The organism is Streptomyces lacaronensis (assembly GCF_047337785.1).
Lineage (GTDB): Bacteria > Actinomycetota > Actinomycetes > Streptomycetales > Streptomycetaceae > Streptomyces > Streptomyces lycopersici.
In genome coordinates, this window is the sequence record NZ_JBLHDK010000003.1 from 4,665,334 (window position 1) to 4,687,530 (window position 22,197).

The 22,197-nt window shown below is 71.0% G+C and carries 21 protein-coding genes; 5 read left to right on the forward strand and 16 right to left on the reverse strand.

Annotation, left to right across the window (positions count from 1 at the left end):
- Nucleotides 1-106: 106 nt before the first annotated feature.
- The 3 genes from ACMTAK_RS19675 to ACMTAK_RS19685 form a co-directional block, all read right to left on the reverse strand.
- Nucleotides 107-1,444 (reverse strand): PhoH family protein, encoded by a 1,338-nt coding sequence (locus tag ACMTAK_RS19675; protein ID WP_413807432.1) that lies wholly within the window; start codon nucleotides 1,442-1,444, stop codon nucleotides 107-109.
- Nucleotides 1,445-1,840: 396 nt separating this feature from the next.
- Nucleotides 1,841-2,602: an isoprenyl transferase gene (locus ACMTAK_RS19680; RefSeq protein ID WP_413807433.1), complete on the reverse strand. Its 762-nt coding sequence runs from the start codon at nucleotides 2,600-2,602 to the stop codon at nucleotides 1,841-1,843.
- Nucleotides 2,603-2,898: 296 nt separating this feature from the next.
- Nucleotides 2,899-3,645, reverse strand: coding sequence for a prepilin peptidase (locus ACMTAK_RS19685; protein ID WP_413807434.1), 747 nt, complete (start codon nucleotides 3,643-3,645; stop codon nucleotides 2,899-2,901).
- A gap of 84 nt (nucleotides 3,646-3,729) precedes the next feature.
- Between ACMTAK_RS19685 and ACMTAK_RS19690 the strand changes: the two genes are divergently transcribed.
- Together ACMTAK_RS19690 and ACMTAK_RS19695 are read left to right on the forward strand one after the other, a co-directional pair.
- A complete protein-coding gene (locus ACMTAK_RS19690) occupies nucleotides 3,730-4,200 on the forward strand; it encodes a DUF192 domain-containing protein (RefSeq protein WP_413812938.1) in 471 nt (156 codons plus the stop codon).
- Between the two features lie 104 nt (nucleotides 4,201-4,304).
- Nucleotides 4,305-4,709: a cold-shock protein gene (locus ACMTAK_RS19695; RefSeq protein WP_262702985.1), complete on the forward strand. Its 405-nt coding sequence runs from the start codon at nucleotides 4,305-4,307 to the stop codon at nucleotides 4,707-4,709.
- A 91-nt stretch (nucleotides 4,710-4,800) separates the two neighbouring features.
- Here the strand turns inward: ACMTAK_RS19695 and ACMTAK_RS19700 are convergent, their stop codons facing one another.
- The 12 genes from ACMTAK_RS19700 to ACMTAK_RS19755 form a co-directional block, all read right to left on the reverse strand.
- Nucleotides 4,801-6,063, reverse strand: a complete 1,263-nt coding sequence (locus tag ACMTAK_RS19700) for an SLC13 family permease (RefSeq protein WP_413812939.1) — start codon at nucleotides 6,061-6,063, stop codon at nucleotides 4,801-4,803.
- A 344-nt stretch (nucleotides 6,064-6,407) separates the two neighbouring features.
- The gene (locus tag ACMTAK_RS19705; RefSeq protein ID WP_413807435.1) at nucleotides 6,408-7,040 is read right to left on the reverse strand and encodes an OmpA family protein; all 633 of its coding nucleotides are present in this window, start codon (nucleotides 7,038-7,040) and stop codon (nucleotides 6,408-6,410) included.
- 8 nt (nucleotides 7,041-7,048) lie between these two features.
- Nucleotides 7,049-7,630: a hypothetical protein gene (locus ACMTAK_RS19710; protein ID WP_413807436.1), complete on the reverse strand. Its 582-nt coding sequence runs from the start codon at nucleotides 7,628-7,630 to the stop codon at nucleotides 7,049-7,051.
- Nucleotides 7,631-7,680: 50 nt separating this feature from the next.
- On the reverse strand, nucleotides 7,681-8,388 hold the full coding sequence (locus ACMTAK_RS19715; protein ID WP_413807437.1) for a pilus assembly protein TadG-related protein: 708 nt from the start codon (nucleotides 8,386-8,388) through the stop codon (nucleotides 7,681-7,683).
- A gap of 8 nt (nucleotides 8,389-8,396) precedes the next feature.
- Nucleotides 8,397-8,546, reverse strand: coding sequence for a hypothetical protein (locus ACMTAK_RS19720; RefSeq protein WP_162496074.1), 150 nt, complete (start codon nucleotides 8,544-8,546; stop codon nucleotides 8,397-8,399).
- A gap of 289 nt (nucleotides 8,547-8,835) precedes the next feature.
- The gene (locus tag ACMTAK_RS19725) at nucleotides 8,836-9,723 is read right to left on the reverse strand and encodes a DUF5936 domain-containing protein (RefSeq protein WP_046089983.1); all 888 of its coding nucleotides are present in this window, start codon (nucleotides 9,721-9,723) and stop codon (nucleotides 8,836-8,838) included.
- Between the two features lie 53 nt (nucleotides 9,724-9,776).
- Nucleotides 9,777-10,715, reverse strand: a complete 939-nt coding sequence (locus ACMTAK_RS19730; RefSeq protein WP_413807438.1) for a type II secretion system F family protein — start codon at nucleotides 10,713-10,715, stop codon at nucleotides 9,777-9,779.
- Nucleotides 10,716-10,723: 8 nt separating this feature from the next.
- On the reverse strand, nucleotides 10,724-12,142 hold the full coding sequence (locus ACMTAK_RS19735; protein WP_413807439.1) for a CpaF family protein: 1,419 nt from the start codon (nucleotides 12,140-12,142) through the stop codon (nucleotides 10,724-10,726).
- Nucleotides 12,139-12,936, reverse strand: a complete 798-nt coding sequence (locus ACMTAK_RS19740) for a TadE/TadG family type IV pilus assembly protein (RefSeq protein WP_413807440.1) — start codon at nucleotides 12,934-12,936, stop codon at nucleotides 12,139-12,141. The genes ACMTAK_RS19735 and ACMTAK_RS19740 overlap by 4 nt, the downstream gene beginning before the upstream one ends.
- A gap of 1 nt (nucleotide 12,937) precedes the next feature.
- Complete coding sequence (locus ACMTAK_RS19745; RefSeq protein WP_413807441.1) at nucleotides 12,938-14,683, reverse strand: AAA family ATPase; 1,746 nt, start codon at nucleotides 14,681-14,683, stop codon at nucleotides 12,938-12,940.
- 16 nt (nucleotides 14,684-14,699) lie between these two features.
- On the reverse strand, nucleotides 14,700-15,404 hold the full coding sequence (gene cpaB / locus ACMTAK_RS19750) for a Flp pilus assembly protein CpaB (protein ID WP_413807442.1): 705 nt from the start codon (nucleotides 15,402-15,404) through the stop codon (nucleotides 14,700-14,702).
- Between the two features lie 26 nt (nucleotides 15,405-15,430).
- Nucleotides 15,431-16,336: a hypothetical protein gene (locus tag ACMTAK_RS19755; RefSeq protein ID WP_413807443.1), complete on the reverse strand. Its 906-nt coding sequence runs from the start codon at nucleotides 16,334-16,336 to the stop codon at nucleotides 15,431-15,433.
- A gap of 281 nt (nucleotides 16,337-16,617) precedes the next feature.
- Between ACMTAK_RS19755 and ACMTAK_RS19760 the strand changes: the two genes are divergently transcribed.
- A complete protein-coding gene (locus ACMTAK_RS19760; RefSeq protein WP_413807444.1) occupies nucleotides 16,618-18,369 on the forward strand; it encodes a chitinase in 1,752 nt (583 codons plus the stop codon).
- A 242-nt stretch (nucleotides 18,370-18,611) separates the two neighbouring features.
- Nucleotides 18,612-19,625: a chitinase gene (locus ACMTAK_RS19765; protein WP_413807445.1), complete on the forward strand. Its 1,014-nt coding sequence runs from the start codon at nucleotides 18,612-18,614 to the stop codon at nucleotides 19,623-19,625.
- Nucleotides 19,626-19,725: 100 nt separating this feature from the next.
- Here the strand turns inward: ACMTAK_RS19765 and ACMTAK_RS19770 are convergent, their stop codons facing one another.
- Nucleotides 19,726-20,568: a S1 family peptidase gene (locus ACMTAK_RS19770; protein ID WP_413807446.1), complete on the reverse strand. Its 843-nt coding sequence runs from the start codon at nucleotides 20,566-20,568 to the stop codon at nucleotides 19,726-19,728.
- Between the two features lie 126 nt (nucleotides 20,569-20,694).
- On the opposite strand from ACMTAK_RS19770, the gene ACMTAK_RS19775 reads away from it, so the two are divergent.
- Nucleotides 20,695-22,050 carry a M14 family metallopeptidase gene (locus ACMTAK_RS19775; protein WP_413807447.1) on the forward strand — a complete coding sequence of 452 codons (1,356 nt, stop codon included), beginning with the start codon at nucleotides 20,695-20,697 and terminating at the stop codon, nucleotides 22,048-22,050.
- The last annotated feature ends 147 nt before the right edge of the window (nucleotides 22,051-22,197 follow it).

Genomic DNA, 22,197 nt, shown 5'->3' on the forward strand with positions numbered 1-22,197 from the left:
TTTACGCCCTAGGATTTCTGGAAATCCCCGCGCACCAAGACGCCGCGCGGCTAAGCTCATTGGCCTTTCCGCGCGGCGCCCTGTGGCCGCAAACGACTCAACCGGCTCAGATGTGGCCATCCTCCAGCATTTCAGTCACCAGCGCCGCGATCGGCGAACGCTCGGAGCGGGTCAGGGTGACATGCGCGAACAGCGGATGCCCCTTCAGCTTCTCGACGACCGCCACCACACCGTCGTACCGCCCGACGCGGAGGTTGTCCCGCTGCGCCACATCGTGGGTGAGCACCACCCGGGAGTTGGCGCCGATCCGGGACAGAACGGTGAGCAGCACGTTCCGCTCCAGCGACTGGGCCTCGTCGACGATGACGAAGGCGTCATGGAGCGAGCGGCCGCGGATGTGCGTCAGCGGCAGCACCTCCAGCATGCCGCGCCCCACGACCTCCTCGATCACCTCGGCGCTGGTCACCGCGGACAGGGTGTCGAAGACCGCCTGTGCCCAAGGGCTCATCTTCTCGGCCTCGGTGCCGGGCAGATAGCCCAACTCCTGGCCGCCCACCGCGTACAGCGGGCGGAAGATCATCACCTTGCGGTGCTGACGCCGCTCCAGCACGGCCTCGAGACCCGCGCACAGCGCCAGCGCCGACTTGCCCGTACCGGCCCGGCCGCCCATCGAGATGATGCCGACCTCGGGGTCGAGCAGCAGGTCCAGGGCGATGCGCTGCTCCGCGCTGCGCCCGTGGATGCCGAACGCCTCACGGTCGCCGCGCACCAGCCGCACCTGGCCGTCCGGGGTGACCCGGCCCAGCGCGTTACCGCGCTCGGACTGGAGCACCAGGCCCGTGTGCACGGGCAGTCCGGCCGCCTCGGGGACGTACGCCGTCTCGGTGGCGAACAGGTCGTCCACCTGTTCGGCCGGGACGGCGAGCTCCGTCATCCCGGTCCAGCCCGAATCGGTGATCGCCAGCTCCGCGCGGTACTCCTCGGCGAGCAGGCCCACCGAGGACGCCTTGATGCGCAGTGGCAGGTCCTTGGACACGACGGTGACGTCGTACCCCTCGGCCTGGAGGTTTCTGGCGACCGCGAGGATCCGCGAGTCGTTGTCCCCCACCTTGCCGCCATGGGTCAGGAAGGCGGCGGGGAGGATGCCCGGGTCGGAGTGGTTGAGCTCGACACGCAGGGTGCCGCCCAGTTCCCCGATCGGGATCGGAGCGTCCAGACGGCCGTAATGGACGCGGTACTCGTCCAGCTGGCGCAGCGCCTGCCGTGCGAAGTACCCGAGCTCCGGGTGGTGCCGCTTGGCCTCCAGTTCCGTGACCACCACGACCGGCAGCACGACTTCGTGCTCGTCGAAGCGGGCCATGGCATTGGGGTCGGCCAGCAGGACGCTGGTGTCGAGGACATAGGTGCGCCGGTCGTGCTCGCGGCGTTTCTTGCTGGTCACCACGGGTGGACGAACCCCCTCGGGAGAGGTTGGGGTGCGACGGCGTCGCGGGAGTGAGGTATCCCCGCCGTAGACGGGGAACGGACCGGGCTCAGGCCCCACTGGGAGGGCCGAGCGCCGGCCCTCCGCGTCATACGCACGATCCGCACAGTCGTCCGTGTGCAAAGGGCCTCCCGGGCGAACGGCCCGATGCCGTCCGCTGGCAGTTCGACACCCAACTGGACAGGTGGGACAGGGCGTCGACCTGGAAGGGATATTCCCTCGAACGTGCGGGGACATGCAACGGCATATGACGGCGCGGATATGAACGTTGTGAAACCGGCGTGCTACACGGCCCGGGGCCGGACGCCGGCCGGCGTCCGGCCCCGGGCCGGTGAACTGCGGTGCTACTAACGGGAACTAGTTGCCGTACCTGCGATGACGGGCGGCGTAGTCGCGCAGCGCGCGGAGGAAGTCGACCTTGCGGAAGGCGGGCCAGAAAACTTCACAGAAGTAGTACTCCGAATGGGCACTCTGCCACAGCATGAAGCCGGAGAGCCGCTGCTCACCGCTGGTGCGGATCACCAGGTCCGGATCGGGCTGCCCACGGGTGTACAGGTGTTCGGAGATGAGGTCGATGTCGACGACCTCGGCGAGCTCCTCGAACGAGGTGCCCTTGGTGGCGTGGTCCAGCAGCAGCGACCGCACCGCGTCGGCGATCTCCTGCCGTCCGCCGTACCCGACGGCCACGTTGACCAGTATTCCGTCGACGTGCTCGGTGTCCCGCTCGGCCTCCTTGAGGACCGTCTGGGTGCGGGAGGGCAGCAGATCGCGGTTGCCGACGTGGTGCACCCGCCAGCGGCCGTCGGCGGCCAGGTCGCGGACCGCGCCCTCGATGATGCTCAGGAGCGGTACCAGCTCCTTCTCGGGGCGGTCCAGGTTGTCGGTGGAGAGCAGCCAGAGCGTGACGACCTCGACGTCCGTCTCGCTGCACCAGCCGAGCAGCTCCTGGATCTTGCTGGCGCCCGCCTTGTGGCCCTGCTCGGCGGTGCCGCCGGCGGCGCGGGCCCAGCGGCGGTTGCCGTCGAGGATGACTCCGATGTGCTTGGGCACCTGGGCGTGATCGAGGCGGCCTTCCACCCGGCGTGCGTAGAGCCCGTACACCAGGTCGCGCAACTTCACGTCTTCCAGCCCCTCAGTGCTTCACATGGCTCGCCATGGCAGTCCGCCCCAAGGCCGACACCCTACTGCGGGGCGGGGGGACTGGCTAACCGGGGCGACCGAATGATCGCATTCCGTCACGCTTCGTAGCCGACCGTGTGGGATATGTGCCGCCCTTTTGGGCCCCAGAAGCCCGAAATAGACCGGGCCGGTCCGTGGGGGGGAGTACGGACCGGCCCGAGGGGGGGTTTCCACCATAACGCTTCGTGAGGGGATGTCCATGCATCTCGGCGGGGTGGGCCTGCCGCGCGCCGATGTCATCCGGCGCCGAGCGCCCCCAGCACCAGTCCGACGCCCGCTCCGAGGATCATGAACGGGCCGAACGCCATCGCGGTCCGGCGCCCGGCCCGCCGGGTCAGCACCAGGCCCACGGCGCAGCAGGAGCCCAGCAGCAGCCCGGCGAGGGCGCCCACGAAGAGCACGTCCCAGCCGTACCAGCCGAGGGCGACCCCGAGGGTCAGCGCGAGCTTGACGTCGCCGAACCCCATCCCGCTCGGGCTGATCAGGAACAGCACCAGATACGCCCCGCCCAGCACCGCGCCGCCCAGCAGCGCCCGCGGCCAGGACCCGGCGCTGTGCGGCAGCAGCGCCGCCGCGCCGAGCAGCGCCGCGGCCCCGCCCGCCATGGGCAGGGTGAGGACGTCCGGCAGCCGGTTGACCGCCAGGTCCACCGCCGTGAGCAGCACTCCCAGCGGCACCAGCAGCAGCCACACGGCCAGCTCGGGGCGCGCGCCGACGGCCGCCGCCAGGCCCGCGCACACCAGCGCGGTGAGCACGGCGGCGAGCACCGGGCCCGTCCCGTAGTCCCGCTCGCCGTCCCGGCACCCGGTACAACGGGCGGGGCCCAGCCAGCCGCGCGCCGGGCCGGTGAGCGCGTGCCCGCGCGGACAAGCACCGCGCCAGGGCTCCTCCGGCTCGACGGCCAGCCGGTAGAGCGGGCGCGGTACGAGCAGCCCGGCGGCCGCGCCGTACGCGGCGGCGAGCACGATCAGCAGCGGTTGCACGGGCCGAGCCTACGGAAGCGCCCGGCCGGTGGAACACTGCCGGGACGGGCGGACGGCGTGGAACGGGCGGAGGGGGCGCGGGTCATGGGCCGCTGGCGGGACGGTACGGGGACGCTGCGCGTGGTGGGCGGCGCCGACGGCGCGGACGGCGGCCCGTGCGGCGGCTCGAACGGCGCGAAGGAGGACCCGGGGGGCGTGGCGGGCAGCGCGGGGCGCGTGGAGGGCATTCCGCTCACCATCGCCGCCTCCTACCGCGCCCGCGCCCGCGGGCTGCTCGGCCGGGACGGGCTGACCGGCGCGCTCCTGCTCACCCCGGCGAGCGGGGTGCACACCTTCCGGATGCGGTTCGCCATCGACGTCGCCTATCTGGACCGGCGGCTCACCGTCCTGGACGTCCACACCCTGCGCCCCGGGCGGCTCGGGCGGCCCCGGCTGCGGTCCCGCCATGTGCTGGAGGCGGAGGCGGGCGCGTTGGAGCGCTGGGGCGTGCGGCGGGGCGTGCGCGTCGTGATCGCCCCCGGCCCTTCAGCCCCGCCGCCTCCTTCTGTACGCTGACGTCCAGGTGCCATGGTTGGGGCACCCTCGATCGGTCATGGTCGGGACACCCTCGATCGCGGTCGAGATCATCGAGGTAGAGGTATAGGGGTAGGGGTAGCACGGTGACGACCACGGGCAAGATTCTGCGTTTCGACGAGTTCCGCGGCTACGGCTTCATCGCTCCGGACGACGGTGGCGAGGACGTCTTCATGCACGCCAATGACCTGCTGGACGAGAAGCACCTGTTCCAGCCCGGGTCCAAGGTGCGGTTCGTTCCCGAGTACGGCGACAAGGGACCCAAGGCTTCCGAGGTGCGCGTTGTCGAGCGTGCCGCGCCGGTCGTACGGCCCTCCGCCGGTCCGGACGGCGACGACACCATGTGCGACGTGCTCTCGGCCGCCGAGTTCCGGCAGGAGCTCACCGAGGCACTGGTCGAGGTGGGCGGCAGTCTGACCGCCGACCAGATCAAGCAGGTGCGCAGGCGGGTCATCGAGATCGCACAGGCGCACAACTGGATCGAATCCTGATAGCAGGCTGAGGGGCCGCTGCCGCGACGAACCGTCGCGGCAGCGGCCCTTCGGCTTTCGCAGAGCCTCAGCTTCCGGCTTTCGGTGAGCCTCAGCTTCCGGTGACCCTCAGCATCGCCCACATCGCCGCCGTCGCGGCCACCACGGTCGCCGGTGCGGTCAGCAGCCCCAGGCGGGTGAACACCCCCAGGTCGGAGCCGGTCTCCGGCTCGTGGCGGTGGACTATGCGCCGCCACAGCAGGGTGGCCAGGGAGCCGACATAGGTGAGGTTGGGGCCCAGGTTGACGCCGATCAGCACGGCGAGCACGGGTCCGGGGCCGCCCCCGGAGGCGATCGGCAGCAGCGCCAGCACGGCGGGCAGGTTGTTGATCAGGTTGGCCAGCACCGCAGCGACCGCCGCGATCCCCAGCAGCGCGGGCAGGCTCGCCCCGGTGGGCAGCACCTGGCCCAGCGCATCCTGGAGGCCGCCCGCCAGCACGGCCTGGACCACCACTCCGAGCGCCAGCACGAACAGGCAGAACAGCGGCCCGGTCGCGCCGATCGCCTCCCTTACGGTCGCCCGGCGGCGCCGCAGCGCCCTTACGGTGAGCACGAGTGCGCCCGCCCAGGCCGCCCACTGGGGATCCAGGCCCGCCAGCGAGGTCCCCACGAACCCGGCGAGGGTCAGCAGCAGCACGGTCACCGCGAACACCGGTACCCGGGGCCAGTCGGCGGGCGGGGGCTCGCTCGTCCCGGCGGCCAGGTCGTCGGCGAAGAAGCGGCGGAAGACCAGGTACTCGATGCCGATGGTCACCAGCCAGGCGGGCCCCATCAGCACGGCGAACCGGGTGAAGGAGACCCCACCGGCCTCCAGGGCGAGCAGATTGGTGAGGTTGGAGACCGGGAGGAGCAGGGACGCCGAGTTCGACAGATGGGCACAGGCGTACACATGCGGCCGGGACCGCGCCCCGAGCCGGGCCGCCGTGGCGAACACCACCGGCGTGAGCAGCACCACGGTGGCGTCCAGGCTCAGTACGGCGGTGACGGCGGCCGCCACGGCGAACACCCCGCCCAGGAGCCGGTCCGTACGGCCCGCGCAGGCCCGCGCCACGGCCTGCCCCGCCGCCTCGAAGAGCCCCTCGTCCGCGCACATCCGGGCCAGCAGCAGTACGGCGGCCAGAAAGCCCACGACGGGCAGCAGCTCCCGGGTCTCCGCCCAGGCCCGGGCGGGCGCGACCGCCCCGATGGCCACCACGATCCCGGCGGCGGGTACGGCCGCGACCGCTTCCGGCAGGCCCCGGGGCCGTACCACCGCGAAAGCCAGTGCGCCGAGGAGCAGAGTTACGGCAAGGGTCTCGGCGACGGCGGTACTCAGAACAAACTCCGGCGAAGGGTGCGATCAACACACCCATGATGCGGCATCGTGCGCCGCGGCCACGCTCGGCCGGTTCGGGGAGGTGGCCGACGCGTCGTGACGCCTGCGGCGGGCCGCTCCCCTCCCCGCCCCTTCCCGATACCAGGGGCTTCGCCCCTGTACCCCGGGTGCGGGGGCGGAGCCCCACCGCGCGGCGGAGCCGCATATCGATGCCGCGGGAAGGGGCGAAGCCCGGTCCGGGGCCTGGGGCAGAGCCCCGCCCCGGGGCCCGGGGCACAGCCCCGGTTTCGGGAAGGGGCGGGGAGGGGAAAGACCCGCCGGGCACCCCGCAGGTCGGCCGAAGCTCAGCCGGTCCTGGGGAAGCTGACCTCGACCCGGCGGTTGCGCTTGCGGCCCTCCTCGGTCGCGTTGTCCGCGATCGGGTACTGCTCGCCGTAGCCCCGGATCTCGTAGTTGACGGAAGGGTTCAGGTCCTCGGCGAGCGCCTGCTGCACCGCGTTGGCCCGTTGCTTGGACAGCACGATGCCGTGGCCCGCGGAGCCCAGGTCGTCGGTGAAGCCGAAGACGCGGACGCTTTTGGCGTTCTGCCGCTCGGCCTCGGAGGCGATCTCCTTGATCCGGGCCCGCGCGTCGCCGCCCAGCTTGGCGCTGTCCTTGCCGAAGAGCACCTCGGCCTGGAGGGCGAACTTCACCTTGGCGTTGGTGTCCTCCCGCCGCTCGTCGCCGTCGTCCGTCTCGACCACGGACTTGATGTCCAGGACCCGGCCGGGCGCCAGCTTGGCGCCCTCGGGCATCTTCAGATCGGAGTCCTTGGCGTCGATCTTGACCGGCGGGGTGGTGTCGGCGGGCGCGCCGGGGCCGCTGTCCGCGTGGGCGGGCGGCGCCGGGGCGGTGAGGGTGACCAGGAGCGCGGTGGAGGCCAGTGCGGCCAGCACGGGGCCGCGGCGCGCGGGGCGGGCCGTCGTCTGCGGTGTCATGGCGCGGCTCACCCGGAGAGGGTGATGCTGACGGACGGCATGGTCGGGATCTGGAAGTCGATTTCTTTGACGCTCTTCGGTGGGGCCGGGAACTGAGCGAACAGCGGGCGGCTCTCATTGGGCTTGATCCCGGAGAGCCCCGTGGTGCACAGACACTGGCCGTCGGTGTCCCTCAGGACGAGATAGCGCTTCTTGCCCTTCTCGTCGACCAGGGACGCCCCGGAGACGGACGAGAGGGACTTCACCTCGGTCTCCTTCGAGCGCCAGTCGATCGCGTTGAAGAGCCGGCTGCCGTGGTTGGTGACGGTGGCGTTGACGGTCACGAACCCGCCGTCGTCGCGCACCGCGGAGTGCAGGGTGACGACGACCCCGCCGGGCCCCTTCATCTCGCCGATGGTCTTGGAGGAGTCCGCCGCGGGCTCCTGCTCGTCGCCGTCGTCCTTGCCCGCGGTCGACGTCCGGTCCGCGGCGTCGTCGGGCTTCTTGTCGCCGTCGCCGTTGCCGCACCCGGCCACGGCGAGGGCCAGGGCCGCGGCGAGCGCCGTCGCGGCGGCCCCCCTCCGGGCCTTCGTCGTGTGCCGAATGCTCATCGCTCGCTGTCCTTTGCTCTTCTGCTCTTCGTTCGCTCGTCAGTCGGCCGTCAGTCGGCCAGGTGCACGGAGAAGAGGTCCTTGGCGTCGGGGAAGAGATCGAGACGCGTCGGGTCGATGGTCAGGTCGGTTCCGTCACAGAGGAGGTCGATGGGCGGCTTGTCGTCCTTGCCGTCGTCCTTACCGCCGTCCCCGCCCTTGCCGTCGTCCTTACCGTCGTCATCCTTGCCGCCGCCGTCGCCCTTGCCGTCGTCGTCGGGCCGCTCGGTCGGCGGGGCGGGCGGCTCGGCCGTGCAGCGCGGGGTGACGACCGCCTTGGCCGACGCCTCCCCGTACTTGCTCTCCGTGCCGGGGATGACGGTCTTGCCCACGGGCTTGTGCGTCTTCACGGTGACGGTGAAGGACGTCGGCAGGAAGTCGGGTCCGCGGCAGTCGGTCACATCCGCCCCGTTCTGGTCGGCGAACCACTGCGCCTGGTCACAGGCGTTGGTGCCGCCCAGTCCCCGTCCGTCCAGCAGGTCGTCCCATGCGCTGCCGCCCGCGATCGCCTCCAGGAACCCCTTGCGCAGCTGGTCGCGGTAGTCCTGGGCGGCCGCGAGGGCCGCCGCGTCGGCGGCGGTCTGTCCGCCGTTGCGGGTGGCTCCGGCCTGGCCGACGGCGAAGAGGGCGAGCGCCAGGAAGAGCAGGCCCGCCACCGCCGTGATGTAGATCGGAAATGCCTGCCCCGCGTCGCTCCTGAGATCTCGGCGCGCTGTCACGGGACCGGTCAGATGCCGACGACCTGTGAGATCTTGTCGGAGATGGCGTTTGCGATCATGCTGCCGAAGTCCGTGGTCGACAGGACCAGCACGATGGCCACCACCACGGCGATGATGCCCAGGTATTCGATCGAGGTCTGTCCCCGATCGTTCCGCATGACGCGCTTCCCCATTGTGTTCCCCTCCATGGGCTGCCGTCCCTCTGTGGTCCGGCGACTCAACCCCCGTGGTGTCGCTCGCGACACGAGCAAAGTACGCCGAAACAGCCGTCTCGGAACAGTGCCCTAGGAAGCATTGCCTTCCCCGTTCACCACGTTCGAACCGTGGACGTGACGACCAACCCCGACCGCGCATCCGTCTCACCCCCTCCCGCACCGAGGAGTTCTCCGTCGACGACTGTCCCACATTCAATTGCAACCGCGAAGGAGCTTCACCTAAACGAGACCGTCAGTCCCCGGTCACCGAGCCGAAGTCGGTGCCCGAGCCGATGAAGAACCCCGCGACGAGCAACACCATGGTTCCGGGCACCATGAAGGTCGTGATGACCATGGTCGCCTTCGGCACCGCGCGGGCCGCGCGCCGCCGGGCGTTCTGTGCGTCCGTGCGGCGCATGTCATTCGCAATGGCGATCAACGTTTCGACAATCGGAGCGCCCAGTTCCTCGCCCTGCTGAAGGGCGGTGACGAACTGTGCGACCTGTTCTGAGTCATTACGTTTACGTAGTTCCTCGAACGCCTGACGGCGGCTGACTCCCATGTCCATTTGCCGAAGTGTGATGCGAAGTTCATCCGCCCAGGGGCCCTCATACTTCTCGGCGACCCGGTCCAGGGCCTGACGGAAGCTCAAACCGGCGCTCACCACGACGGCCAGAACGTCCAGAAAGTCCGGCAACGTCCGCTCGATCGCGTCCTTGCGTTCGCGCACCGCCGCCCAGATGCCCACCTCGATCCAGAACAGCCCGAACGCCACCAGCAGCAGCGCCAGCAGGACTTGCCCCTTGAGCAGCATCACCAGCGCCCCGACGAAGCCGAGCGCCCCGTAGACCGCCCGCCGGGCCGCGTAGCGATCCACCGTCAGACCGCCCGGGTTGCCCGCCAGATCGATCCGGCGGCGGACCCGGGCCACCCGCTTCTCGCCCATCAGCCGCAGCACCAGCGGGGCGTAGCGCATGCCCAGCCGGTCGACGGCCGAGCCGACCACGGTCGTCCGGCTGGAGCCGACCTCCAGGGCCACCGCCAGATCGCTCGGCAGCTTGGCCTCGCTGCGGTACAGCGCGATGCCGTAGGCGATGCCCGCCACCGCGAGACCGGCCGCCAGCGCCAGCAGCAGTGCCATCTCCCCTAAGTCCCCTCTACCTGGATTCGCTCGTAGGTCGGTCTCGGACGGTCTCAGACGTCGATCTTGGACATGCGGCGGATGAGGAAGAAGCCGATCCCGTACAGGCAGAAGGCCACGACCACCGCCGCCTGCCCCCAGAAGGACGAGGTCATCCGGTCCAGCGAGCCGGCCGAGATCCGGTTCATCAGCAGCAGTGTCCCGATCCCCAGCAGCGGTACGACATAGGCGGTGACGGTCACCTGCGAGAGCTGGGTGCGCACCTCCCGCCGGGTCTCCTTGCGCTCCTCCAGCGTCTGGGTGAGGTTGCGCAGCGAGCTGACCACGGTCCCGCCCGCGCGGTTGGACAGCACCAGCGTGGTGACCAGCACCACCAGCTCCCGGGACGGCAGCCGCTCGGCCAGCTCCTCCAGCGCGTCGTCGATCGAGTGGCCGACGGCCAGCTTGGCCGCGACCTTGGCCAGTTCCTCGCCCGCCGGTGCCTCCATCTCGTCCGCCGCCATGCCGAGCGCGGTGCGCAGCGCCAGCCCGGCCTGGGTGGCGTTGGCCAGGATCCGCGACAGCTCGGGCAGTTGGTTGATGAAGCGCTCTATCCGCTTCTGGCGCTGCCAGTTGAGGAACGCGAAGGACCCCCACACGGCCACCACCGCCGCTATCGGGCCGAAGAACGCCGCGAGGAAGGACGCCGCGATCAGCCACAGCCCGGCCGCCGCCCCCGCCGTATAGACGAAGAACTCCCCCGGGGTGATCTCCAGGCCCGTGGCCGCCAGCCGCAGCTCCAGCTTCCGGCCCAGGGAGGTGGTGCGCAGCCGCCGGTCGACGCCCGAGAAGCGGCGCGCGCGGACGGTGCCCGGCAGCGGTCCCGTCTCCGACAGCCGGTCGATCAGGGCACGCTGCTGCTCCTTGCCGCGGACGTAGGTGTGCACGCCCACGACGCCCAGCGCGCCGCACACCAGCGTCGCGCCGAGGGCGGCCGTCGCGAGATGGTCCATGGGCCCTGCTACCTCCGGTCCCTGGGGTCGAACGGGGGTCGGTCCTGTGGGGGCCGGCCGAACGGGGGCCGGTCGTACGGGTCGTATCCGGCCGCGCGGGTGGCCAGCTGCGCCGGGAAGGCGGCCACGCCGAAGGCGGGCGGCACCGATTCGCCGGCCATGCGCAGCCGCTCGGCGACCCGCTCGGGCAGCGGGAAGTAGCCGAACCGCCCGTGCACCACCCGGTCCGCGCCCATCGGCTGGGCGTCGAAGCGGCAGACGGTGGCGATGCGGTACGCCTCGTGGCCATGGCTGTCGAGCAGCGCGATCTCGCTGATCCGCCGCGAGCCGTCGGCGTGCCGGACGAGCTGGACGATGCAGTCCACGGCGCTGTTGATCTGGTCCCGCAGCGCCTCGTAGGGGATCGCCACGTCCGACATGGAGGCGAGTGTCTGGAGCCGCATCAGCGCGTCCTCGGCGCTGTTGGCGTGGACGGTGGCCAGCGAACCGTCATGACCGGTGGACATGGCCTGGAGCATGTCGAGGGTCTCACCGCCGCGCACCTCGCCGACGATGATGCGGTCGGGGCGCATCCGGAGGGAGTTGCGGACCAGGTCGCGGATGGTGATCCGGCCCTTGCCCTCGACGTTGGGCGGCCGGGACTCCAGCCGGATGACATGGGTCTGCTGGAGCTGGAGTTCGGCGGCGTCCTCGACGGTGATGATGCGCTCCCCGTCGGGGATCAGCCCGGAGAGGGCGTTGAGCAGCGTGGTCTTGCCGGATCCGGTGGGGCCGGAGACCACGACGTTGAACTTGGCCCGCACCAGCGCCGCGAGCAGCATCAGCATCTGCTCGTCCAGCGTGCCCATGCCGATCAGCTCATGGAGGGTGTAGGCGCGGGGGAAGCGGCGGATGGTGAGCGTGGCGCCGGTGAGGGCGAGTGGCGGGATGATCACGTTGACGCGCTCACCGGAGGGGAGCCGGGCATCGACCATCGGATTCGACTCGTCCACGCGGCGGTTGACCGTGGAGACGATGCGCTCGATGGTCTGCATCAGCTGCTCTTCGGAGGCGAAGCGGACGGGGACCAGCTCGACCCGGCCGGCGCGCTCCACGAAGATCTGGTCCGGGCCGTTGACCATGATCTCGGTGATGGAGGCGTCCTCGAGGAGCGGTTCGAGCACCCCGAGGCCCAGCGCCTCGTCCACCACCCGGCGGATCAGCTGGGAGCGCTCGCTGGTGGACAGCACCGGGCCCTCGCGGCTGATGATGTGGCCGAGCACCCGCTCCAGCCGGGAGCGGCGCTCGGCGGTGGAGAGCGACGACATCTCGGCGAGGTCGATCTCCTCCAGCAGCTTGGCGCGGTAGGCGGAGACGAGGTGCCCGTCCTGGCGCCCGCTGCCCTCGCCAGGCCCCTCGGGCGCGGTGATACGGGCCCGCAGGCTCATCGTTCGCCTCCCAACGCGGCCGACGCCAGCTCGCCCGTACCGCCGTCTCCGTCGTCGCAGGGCATGGTGGCGCTCTTCTCGGCGCTGCCGAAGTCAAAGCCGGGGATGACGGAGGGGATCTCCACGGTCGCGGTGGCCTGCGCCTCCCCGCCCCCGCAGCCCCCGCTGCCGATGCTCGCCCCATCGGCCAGCCACCCGCTGATCGCCGCCTTCCCGGCGGCCTGCGGGCTGGTCCGCGGCTCGTCCAGCGACGCCGTCCGCGCCGCCGCCCGCGCCGCGGTCCCGGCCTGCTGCGCGGCGTACGCGGCGATGCCGAGCTGTACGGCGGCGAGCGCGACGAGGATGAGGACCGGCAGAAAACCGAGGAACTCGAGGGACGCCGACCCGGTATCGGCCCGCCGCCGACGCGCCGCACCGGGCCGTCGACCCACCCGGGCCGGCCCCGCCGCCAGTCGGCCGCACCGCCGGTCGGCCTCCGCCGCGCCGCGAAGTCCCACCGATGGCGAGCCCTGCTCCCCGGGCCGCGAGGTGGCGGGCGAGGGGAGGTCCCCCCGCCGGGCCGTCGCCCCGCCCTGCCGCGCCGCGACGGCGCGAAGCGGCGACGCACGACCGGCCGCCCCGCGCCCCCGCCACCAACCAACCGCCCCGAGACGCCGCGCAACGGCCGCCGCGGTGGCAGCGCCGCCGCCCGGCGCCGCGGGCACGGCGGCCGGCGGCGTGGCCGCCCCCGGGCGGGCACGACGGCGGGGCGCCGTCGCGGGGCGTCCGGAGAGGGGAGGGTGGTGACGGGTCATCTCACTCTCCTCCGCCCGCCAGGTCGGTCTCGTCCGCCGCGCCCGCCGTGCCCGTGACCGTCCAGGGGAAGTCGGCGGCGCCCGGGAAGAGGATCGGGACGTGGAGCTTGACGGTGGCCTTGTAGACCGTGCCGTCGCCGCCGCCGCAGTCGATGTCGGCGGTCCAGGAGCCGGGGATGTCCTTCGCGGCCGCGTCCTGGCAGGCGCCCGCGCCCTTGGCGGCGCCAGCGCGGGCGCCCTTGTCGGCGGAGTTGCCCGCCAGCGAGTACGTGTAGCCCACCAGGACCAGCTGCCAGATGACCGCGAGCACGATCAGGGCCAGCGGCAGGACGCCGAGGAACTCGACCGTCACCTGGCCGCGGTCGCCGCCGCCCCGCTTGCGCAGGAAGCCCCTGGTGGAGGGCGGGGCGATCTCGTTCAGCGCGTCGGTGCCGTCGCCCACGCTGCCCTGCGCGGGGTCGCCGCCCGCCTCGATGGCGTGGCGCCGCCGCAGCCCCGGCAGGGCGCGCTCGCCGCCGCCTCCGGCCGAGTGGCCGCCCCGGTGGCCGGCGCGGCGGCCGCCGCCCGGGGGTGCCGCCTCCACCAGGCCCAGCTCACCGGCCAGCCCCCACAGCGCCTGCTTGACGGCCGACTTGGCGTCCAGGTCGTGCATCCGGCCCGAGTCGACGGCGGGCTGGAGCTCCTTGAAGCCGGCCGGGATCGCCGTGCGCGCCACCGTCGTGCCGGTGGCCCGCTGGACCAGCTGCGGCTGGATCTCCGCGCTGCGGGTGTGCCGGTTGACCACGGTCACCGTCTCCTCCGCCTTGCGGATCTGGAGCCGGTCCCACAGCCGGACCATGCGCTTGGCGGCGCGCACCGCGACCACGTCCGGGGTGGTCACCAGCAGCGCGATGTCCGCGAGCTCCACGGCGGCGGCGCCCGCGGAGGTCATCTGCGTACCGCAGTCGACGATCACGACCTCGAAGCGCGACCGCAGCGCGCCGATGACCTGCCGGGCGGTGCCGTCGGTCACCTCCTCGCCGCGTTCGCCCTCGCCCGGCGCGAGCAGCAGCCCGAGCCCGGTCTGATGGGTGAACACCGCGTCCTGGAGCACCCGCGGCGAGATGTCGGTGATCTGCGCCAGATCGGCGATCGAGCGCCGGAACTGGACGTCGAGGTACGAGGCGATGTCCCCGGACTGGAGGTCCATGTCGACCAGCGCGACCTTACGGCCCGCGGCCCGCGCGGCGAGCGCGAGTTGTACCGCGGTCACGGTGGTGCCCACCCCGCCCTTGGCGCCCGCGACCGCGACCAGTTTGCCGCCGGGTCCCGCGGGATACGGATCGCCACCGCCCCCGAGATGGCGCCGCACGCCCGTGGCCCACTGGGCGGCGCCCTGCACGCGGGCGACCAGCTCCTCGTACGCGAGCGGTATCCCTGCGATGCCGCGGGCCCCGGCGTCCATGGCGGCCGAGTACAGCGCGGGCCCGGCGTCGGCGGTCACCAGCACCACGCCCACCGCCGGGAAGCGCAGCGCGATCTCGCGGATCAGCTCCAGCGCCGGGGCCGGGCCGATGCGCTCATGGACGAGGACGACCTCAGGCAGCTCCTCCAGGGAGGCGGCGGCCAGCGAGGCGAGGGTGTCGAGCAGCAGGGTCGAGTCGCCCACCGGCGCCGACGGTTCGACACCGGGCAGCTGGCCGAGCAACCCGCTGAGGGAGTGGGCGGCGTCGGGGTCGCCGACCGCCGGCAGAATTCTGATCGTCACCGCGGCACCTCCTCACTCATTTGTCGCCGTCGAGGGTGTAGGTGCGGTCGTCGGGGTCTATGGAGGGGCCCCCGCCGGGCGCGACCAGCGCGAGCCGCACATGCGAGGCGAACGACTCGGCGTACGCGACGCGCTGGGCGTTCCTGGTGTCGAGCGCGAAGGTGATCGGCACGGCCTCGTCGATCCGCCGCTTGTCGTCCTGGTCGGGCTCCAGCGCGGCGATCTTGCCGAGGTCGAGCACCTCGGCGCCCGCGACGATCAGCTTGGAGACCGGCTTCTCGCCCTGGGTGTCGCCTTCGAAGGTGGCGTAGATGTTGACCCGCGCCCCCGGGGTGATCTTGCCCGCGACACCGGTGGCCGCGTCGACCATGATCGCGATCTCCTGCTGTCCGGGCTTCAGGGCGGGCCGGTTCGCGATCATGTCGCGCTGGAGCAGCGACCCCTTGGTCAGCTGGGTCACCGCGATCTTCCCGCGTAGCTCGTCGAGATCGGTGACGGCGGTGGAGGGCACATAGCGCTTGGGCATCGAGACCTTCTCGAACTCCCCCGCCTCCAGCGCCTTGTACGGCTTGACGTCCGAGGTGAGCTTGTAGGCCGTGGTCTCGGGGCCGACCTTCGACTCCACGTCGTTGACGACGGAGAGGACTCCGGCGAAGGCGCCGACGGCGCACAGGACCGACAGGAGCAGCAGGATGACTCCGCGGCGCTGGCGTGAATTCATGGGTCGCACAACCTCGTTCGGGGACGTTACCGGCTGGTCAGGGCGGGACGTTGGGACGTGAGCAGTGCGGAGATCTCATCGCCGCGGGCCACCGGGCAGGAGCAGAAGGCGCAGCGGTCGCCGATGAGTTCGAAGCCGCACCAGTGGCATTCCTCTCTCCGTACGGAGGCCACGAGCTGGTAGAGGACCGAGAGGTCGGGGATGGCCGCGGCGAACTCGATCAGCTTCGGGGTGCCCCACCAGCGCGCCGACTCGGCGGGCAGCGGCACTTCTTCCACGCCGCGTACGCCCCAGGCGGGGGCGAGGGCGCCGGTGATCCAGTCGTCGTGGCCCGCGCCGCCGCCCCCGTAGCCGTGGCTGCTGAGCTGGCCCCGGGCGATCGTCATGGCGGTGGCGTACCCGGGGGCGGGCAGCTCGGTCCCGCCGCCGACCTTGACCAGGTGCGGGGTGGGGTGGGCGAGCACCCCGAAGTGGGCACCGGGCACCCAGGACTTGACGTGCGAGGTGAGGCTGACCGGGACCCGGTCCAGCTTGGCGACGCTGCCCAGCAGGGCGCCCGCGTGGATGTAGTGGGAGAGCAGCCGGGCGGCGCACGCCAGCACGCCGGGGCTGAAGTCGGATATGGACAGCTGGCGCAGCTGACGGGCTAATACGGCGACGGCCAGCGGGGGCAGTTGCAGCGGCAGCAGCGCCATCCGGTCGCTCTCCAGGACGGAGCGCACGGTGTGGAGCCTGCGGACCACGGCCGCGGGGGTCGCGGCGGGGTAGAGCACGACGAGATAGCCCTGCTGGTCAAGGAGGGTCCCGACCTCGGCGAGGGCGTCGTCGAGTGACTGTGCGTCCGGCGGGCGGAGCACTACGGCCGACGGGGTCTGCCCGTCGGGCGGCGGAAGCACCAGCTCGCGGCCGGTGACTGCTATCGCGGTGGGCACGTCGGCTACCCCGTCTCACATCGGCGCCGAGCGGCGGCGGCCGCAGGTCGTTACTGCCCCTGTCTCTTACTGCCCCTGTCCTGGTGCGTCGTCACTTTATCCACGAAAACGGCGTGAGAGAACAGTTCCTCTGGGTTACGCACTCCAGGCCCGATCCTTCAGTGCGCGCATCCCCTTGACAAGGGCATTGGTCTGGACCACTTTACGTTCATACGGTGGCCACCGTCCGCAATCTCCTCCTTCACGCCGGCTTTCCCATGGATTCCCCCACGGAGGCAGTCATGGACCGTGCCCCACACCCCCGCCCCACCCGACTCAGACGCCGGTTCGCCCGGTTGACCAGCGCGTTCGCCACCATCGCCCTGGGCGCCACCGGTCTTGTCGCCCTCGGCGGCACCGCCTCGGGCGCCACCTCGGGCGCCACCTCGCGCGCCACCGAGGGCACCGCCGCGGCCGCCAACCTCGCCCAGAACCCCGGCTTCGAGTCCGGCCTCAGCGGCTGGACCTGCTCGGCCGGGAGCGGCACCACCGTCGCGAGCCCCGTCCACAGCGGCTCGGCCGCCCTCAAGGCCACCCCGGCGGGCTCGGACAACGCCCGCTGCGCCCAGACCGTGGCCGTCAAGCCCAACTCCTCGTACACCCTCGGCGCCTGGGTCCAGGGCAGCTATGTGTACCTCGGCGCGAGCGGCACCGGCACCACCGACGTCTCGACCTGGACGCCCTCCGCGACCGGCTGGCAGCAGCTCAGCACCAGCTTCACCACCGGCCCCGGCACCACCTCGGTGACCGTCTACACCCACGGCTGGTACGGCCAGCCCGCCTACTACGCCGACGACATCAGCCTGTCCGGCCCCGGCGGCGACCCCGGCGACCCGGTGCCGGGCGCGCCGAGCGGGCTGAAGACCGGCGCCGTCACCTCGTCCTCCATCGATCTGTCCTGGTCCCCGGTCACCGGCGCGACCGGCTACAACGTCTACCGCGACGGCTCCAAGGTGCGGTCGGTCGGCGGGACTTCCGCGACCGTGACCGGGCTGGCGCCGTCCACCTCGTACCAGTTCCAGGTCACCGCCACCAACGCGGCGGGCGAGTCGCCCAGGTCGGCCGCCGTCACGGGCACCACCTCGGCCGGAGGCGGCGGGGGCGGCGGCGCCGTGCCCAAGCACGCGGTCACCGGCTACTGGCAGAACTTCAACAACGGCGCGGCCGTGCAGAAGCTGCGCGAGGTCCAGGACCAGTACGACATCATCGCGGTGGCCTTCGCGGACGCCACCGGCACCCCCGGAGCGGTCGACTTCACCCTCGACCCCGCCGTCGGCTACGGCAGCGAGCAGCAGTTCAAGGACGACATCAAGGCCAAGCAGGCGGCCGGGAAGTCCGTCGTGATCTCCATCGGCGGCCAGAACGGCACGGTCTCGATCAATGACTCCAGCTCCGCGAACAACTTCGCCAACTCCGTCTACGCCCTGATGCGCGAGTACGGCTTCAACGGCGTCGACATCGACCTGGAGAACGGCCTCAACGCCACCTATATGACCCAGGCGCTGCGCTCCCTGTCGGCGAAGGCCGGATCGGGCCTGGTGATCACCATGGCCCCGCAGACCATCGACATGCAGTCCACGTCCAACGCCTACTTCCAGACGGCGCTCAACATCAAGGACATCCTGACGGTGGTCAATATGCAGTACTACAACAGCGGTTCCATGCTGGGCTGTGACGGCAAGGTCTACTCACAGGGCTCGGTCGACTTCCTCACCGCCCTCGCCTGCATCCAACTGGAGGGCGGGCTCTCACCGTCCCAGGTCGGCCTTGGCCTGCCCGCCTCGACGCGCGGCGCGGGCAGCGGCTATGTCTCCCCGACGATCGTGAACAACGCCCTGGACTGTCTGGCCCGCGGCACGAACTGCGGCTCCTTCAAACCGTCCCGTACCTACCCGGGTCTGCGCGGCGCGATGACCTGGTCCACCAACTGGGACGCGACGGCGGGCAACGCGTGGTCGAACGCGGTGGGCCCCAAGGTGCACGGTCTGCCGTAGCGTCACGCGGGCCCCTTTCGGGGGGACGCGACGCGGCCCCTTTCGCGGGGAGAGACCAAGGGGGCCGGGAGCGCAACCGCTCTTGGCCCCCTCATCCGCATTTTTCACCCTCACGGCCGGGGAAGACATCGCGCGGGCTTGACAACGCTATTGGTCTGGACCACCTTATACGCACGCCACAGGGGCCCCTGAACGCGCACTGGCACCACCTCCCCCACATCCCCCCACGTACGGAGGCTGTCGTGGTACGCGCACAGTTCACCAAGCGGCTGCTCGGAGCCGCCGCAGTCGTCGCCCTCGCCGCAGGAGGGCTGATATCCGCCGGTTCGGCCAACGCGTCCGAGGACCACCCGGACGCCGGGCAGCACAAGGCCGCCGCCGTCCCCGAGCACGCCGTCACCGGCTACTGGCAAAATTTCGACAACGGCGCGACGAAGCAGAAGCTCTCGGACGTCCCGGACGACTACGACATCATCGCCGTGGCCTTCGCGGACGCCACCGGCGCCCCGGGAGCGGTCGACTTCAAGCTCGACCCCGCCACCGGCTACAGCGACGAGCAGCAGTTCAAGGACGACATCAAGGCCAAGCAGGCGGCCGGGAAGTCCGTGATCATCTCCGTCGGCGGCGAAAAGGGCACCATCTCGGTCAGCGACGACGCCTCGGCCGACGCCTTCGCCTCCTCCATCACCGGCCTGATGGACAAGTACGGCTTCAACGGCGTCGACATCGACCTTGAGAACGGCGTCAACTCCACCTATATGACCAAGGCCCTCAAGGCCGTCCACGACAAGAAGAGCGATGTCGTGGTCACCATGGCGCCGCAGACGATCGACATGCAGTCGGCGTCCACCGAGTACTTCAAGACCGCCCTGGGGATCAAGGACTTCCTGACGGTGGTCAACATGCAGTACTACAACAGCGGCTCGATGCAGGGCTGTGACGGCAAGGTCTACTCACAGGGCTCGGTCGACTTCCTCACCTCGCTCGCCTGCATCCAGCTCGAGAACGGCCTCGACCCGTCCCAGGTGGGCATCGGCGTGCCCGCCTCCACCAGCGGCGCCGGCTCCGGCTATGTCGAGCCGGGCGTCGTCAACGACGCCCTCGACTGCCTCGCCAAGGGCTCCGGCTGCGGCTCCTTCAAGCCGTCCAAGACCTACCCCGGCATCCGTGGCGCGATGACCTGGTCCACCAACTGGGACGCGGCCAGCGGGAACGCCTGGTCGAAGGCGGTCGGCCCGCACGTCCACGGGCTGTAGGCGGCAGCGCCCGTAGACCCTCGGAGTGCGAACGACAGTTCGACGTACGCCGGTGCGCCCCGCCCATGGCAGGCGGGGCGCACCGGCGTACAGGTGTTCGCTAGGGCTTGGGCAGCACACAGCCCGCCAGGCTGAGGTCGATCTTGTTGCCGGTGGTCACGCACTTGGTGATGGGGTAGGTCTCCTGGGCGTAGTTGATGCCCTGGCGCACCGTCACCGTGCCGTTCTCGTCCACCTCGCACGGGTTGTTGAGGGTGCAGCGACCGCCGTCCTCGTTGCCCGTGTTGTTGACGGCCACGACCTTGCGGGACGCCGGGTCGACGACGGGAGAGCCCGACGTTCCGCCGATCGTGTTACAGGCGGAGGTGTAGCGGACCGAGTCCTTCCAGGTCCAGTCCCCCTCCTTAAGGCGATATGCAAATCCGTCGATATTGCAGGAGTAGATCTTCTTCCAGTAACCGGAGACCACATTGATGGCGGAGCCCTGGGTCGGGTGGCTGTCCGACAGCTGTAGCGCCTTGATGCCGTACGACGACTGGATCTGGGCGTACGTGGACGTCAGCTGGTACAGCGAGATGTCGGTGTCGGTCATCGTCGCGTACGCGACCTTGCTCGCCCGGACGGTGCCGGCCCGGCCGCCCGAGGCGGTCAGCAGGGTGAAGCTCCGGCTGGACGGCTGGTCGACGATCACCTCTCCCGCGCCGGGGAAGCCGCTCTCCAGGCAGTGGCCGTTGGAGAGGACGAGCGCGGGGTCGCTGTCGGCCGAGCCCGGCGTGCGGACGACGGAGCCGGAGCAGTTGCTGAGCGCCACCGTGCCGGTGAAGTCGACCGCCTTCGGGGCCTTGGCGGGGGACGCGGCCGTCGCGGGCGCCGCGCCCACGCCGACGAGGGTCGCGCCGCCCAGTAACAGGGCCGAGAGCGCACCGACGAGAGATCTGTTCATGCGGAGGGTTCCTTCCCTCGATGAGAGATTCCTTCGGCTTCGACCATTTCCCACCCTTGTGCATGTCATGCGCATGGCCGAACACTGGCGCAGCAGCCGCTCGCCCTTAACCCCCCAGGAGATGTCATGCGACGTCGCATCAGCGGTAGACGGGCCACCGCCCTCACCGCCTTGCTCACCCTCGCACTCGCCGCACCCATGGCAGCTCAGGCCGACGATCCCAGCCCACGGCCCGGCACCGAGCGCACCGCCCCAACCACCGACCGGGCCGCCGCCGACCAGGACGTGCGGCAGTACGAGGTCTCCGGCCCCGCCACCAAGGCCGACCGCTCCGCGGTCGCCGCCACCGGGGTGTCCATCGACGAGGTGGACGCCCGCTCCCTGGTCGTCACCGCCGACCCGGCGCAGGCCAAGCGGCTGCGTGCGCTCGGCTACCGGCTCACCGCGCTCCAGGGCCCGCCCGACCGCGCCGAGGGCAGATCGGCCAAGCCGTTCGACTTCCCGTCGGCCGATGCGAAGTATCACAACTACGCCGAAGCGAACGCCGAGATCAACGCGGCGGTGGCCAAGTATCCGTCCATCCTCAGCAAGCGCGTCATCGGAAAGTCGTACGAGGGCCGCGACATCGTCGCCCTCAAGATCAGCGACAACGTGGCCACGGACGAGAGCGAGCCCGAGGTCCTCTTCACCGCCCATCAGCACGCCCGTGAGCACCTTACGGTGGAGATGGCGCTCTATCTGGTGCGCCAGTTCACCGAGGGGTACGGCAGCGACTCCCGGATCACCAACGCGGTCAACGGCCGGGAGATCTGGATCGTCCCGGATGTGAACCCGGACGGCGGCGAGTACGACATCGCCACCGGCTCCTACCGCAGCTGGCGCAAGAACCGCCAGCCCAACTCCGGCTCGTCGTCCGTGGGCACCGACCTCAACCGCAACTGGGACTTCAAGTGGGGCTGCTGCGGCGGCTCCTCCGGCTCGCCCAGCTCCGAGACCTACCGCGGCCCCCGCGCCGCCTCCGCCCCCGAGGTGAAGGTCGTCGCCGACTTCGCCCGCAGCCGGGTCGTGGGCGGCAAGCAGCAGATCAAGGCCGCGATCGACTTCCACACCTACAGCGAACTGGTGCTGTGGCCCTTCGGCTGGACGTACGACGAAACCACCACCGGCATGACGCGGGACGACTACGACGCCTTCGCCGCGGTCGGCAAGAAGATGGCGGCGAGCAACGGCTACACCCCCGAGCAGTCGAGCGAGCTGTACATCACGGACGGCGCGATCGACGACTACCTGTGGGGCACCCAGAAGATCTTCGCCTACACCTTCGAGATGTACCCGACCTCCTCCGGCGCCGGCGGCTTCTACCCGCCCGACGAGGTCATCGACCGCGAGACCGGCCGCAACCGCGACGCGGTGCTCCAACTCGTGGAGAACGCGGACTGCATGTACCGGTCCATCGGCAAGGAATCGCAGTACTGCGCCTAGGCCAACGCCTGGGCCAGGCCGTACGGCGCTGAGGACGACCGCCCCGAGGGCGGTCGTCCTCAGCGCCGTTGTCAGCCGCTATGGTCATCGCCGCACGAGGGCAGGCGGGCACCCCTGCTCTCGGCGACCCGCAACATGTCGCGCAGC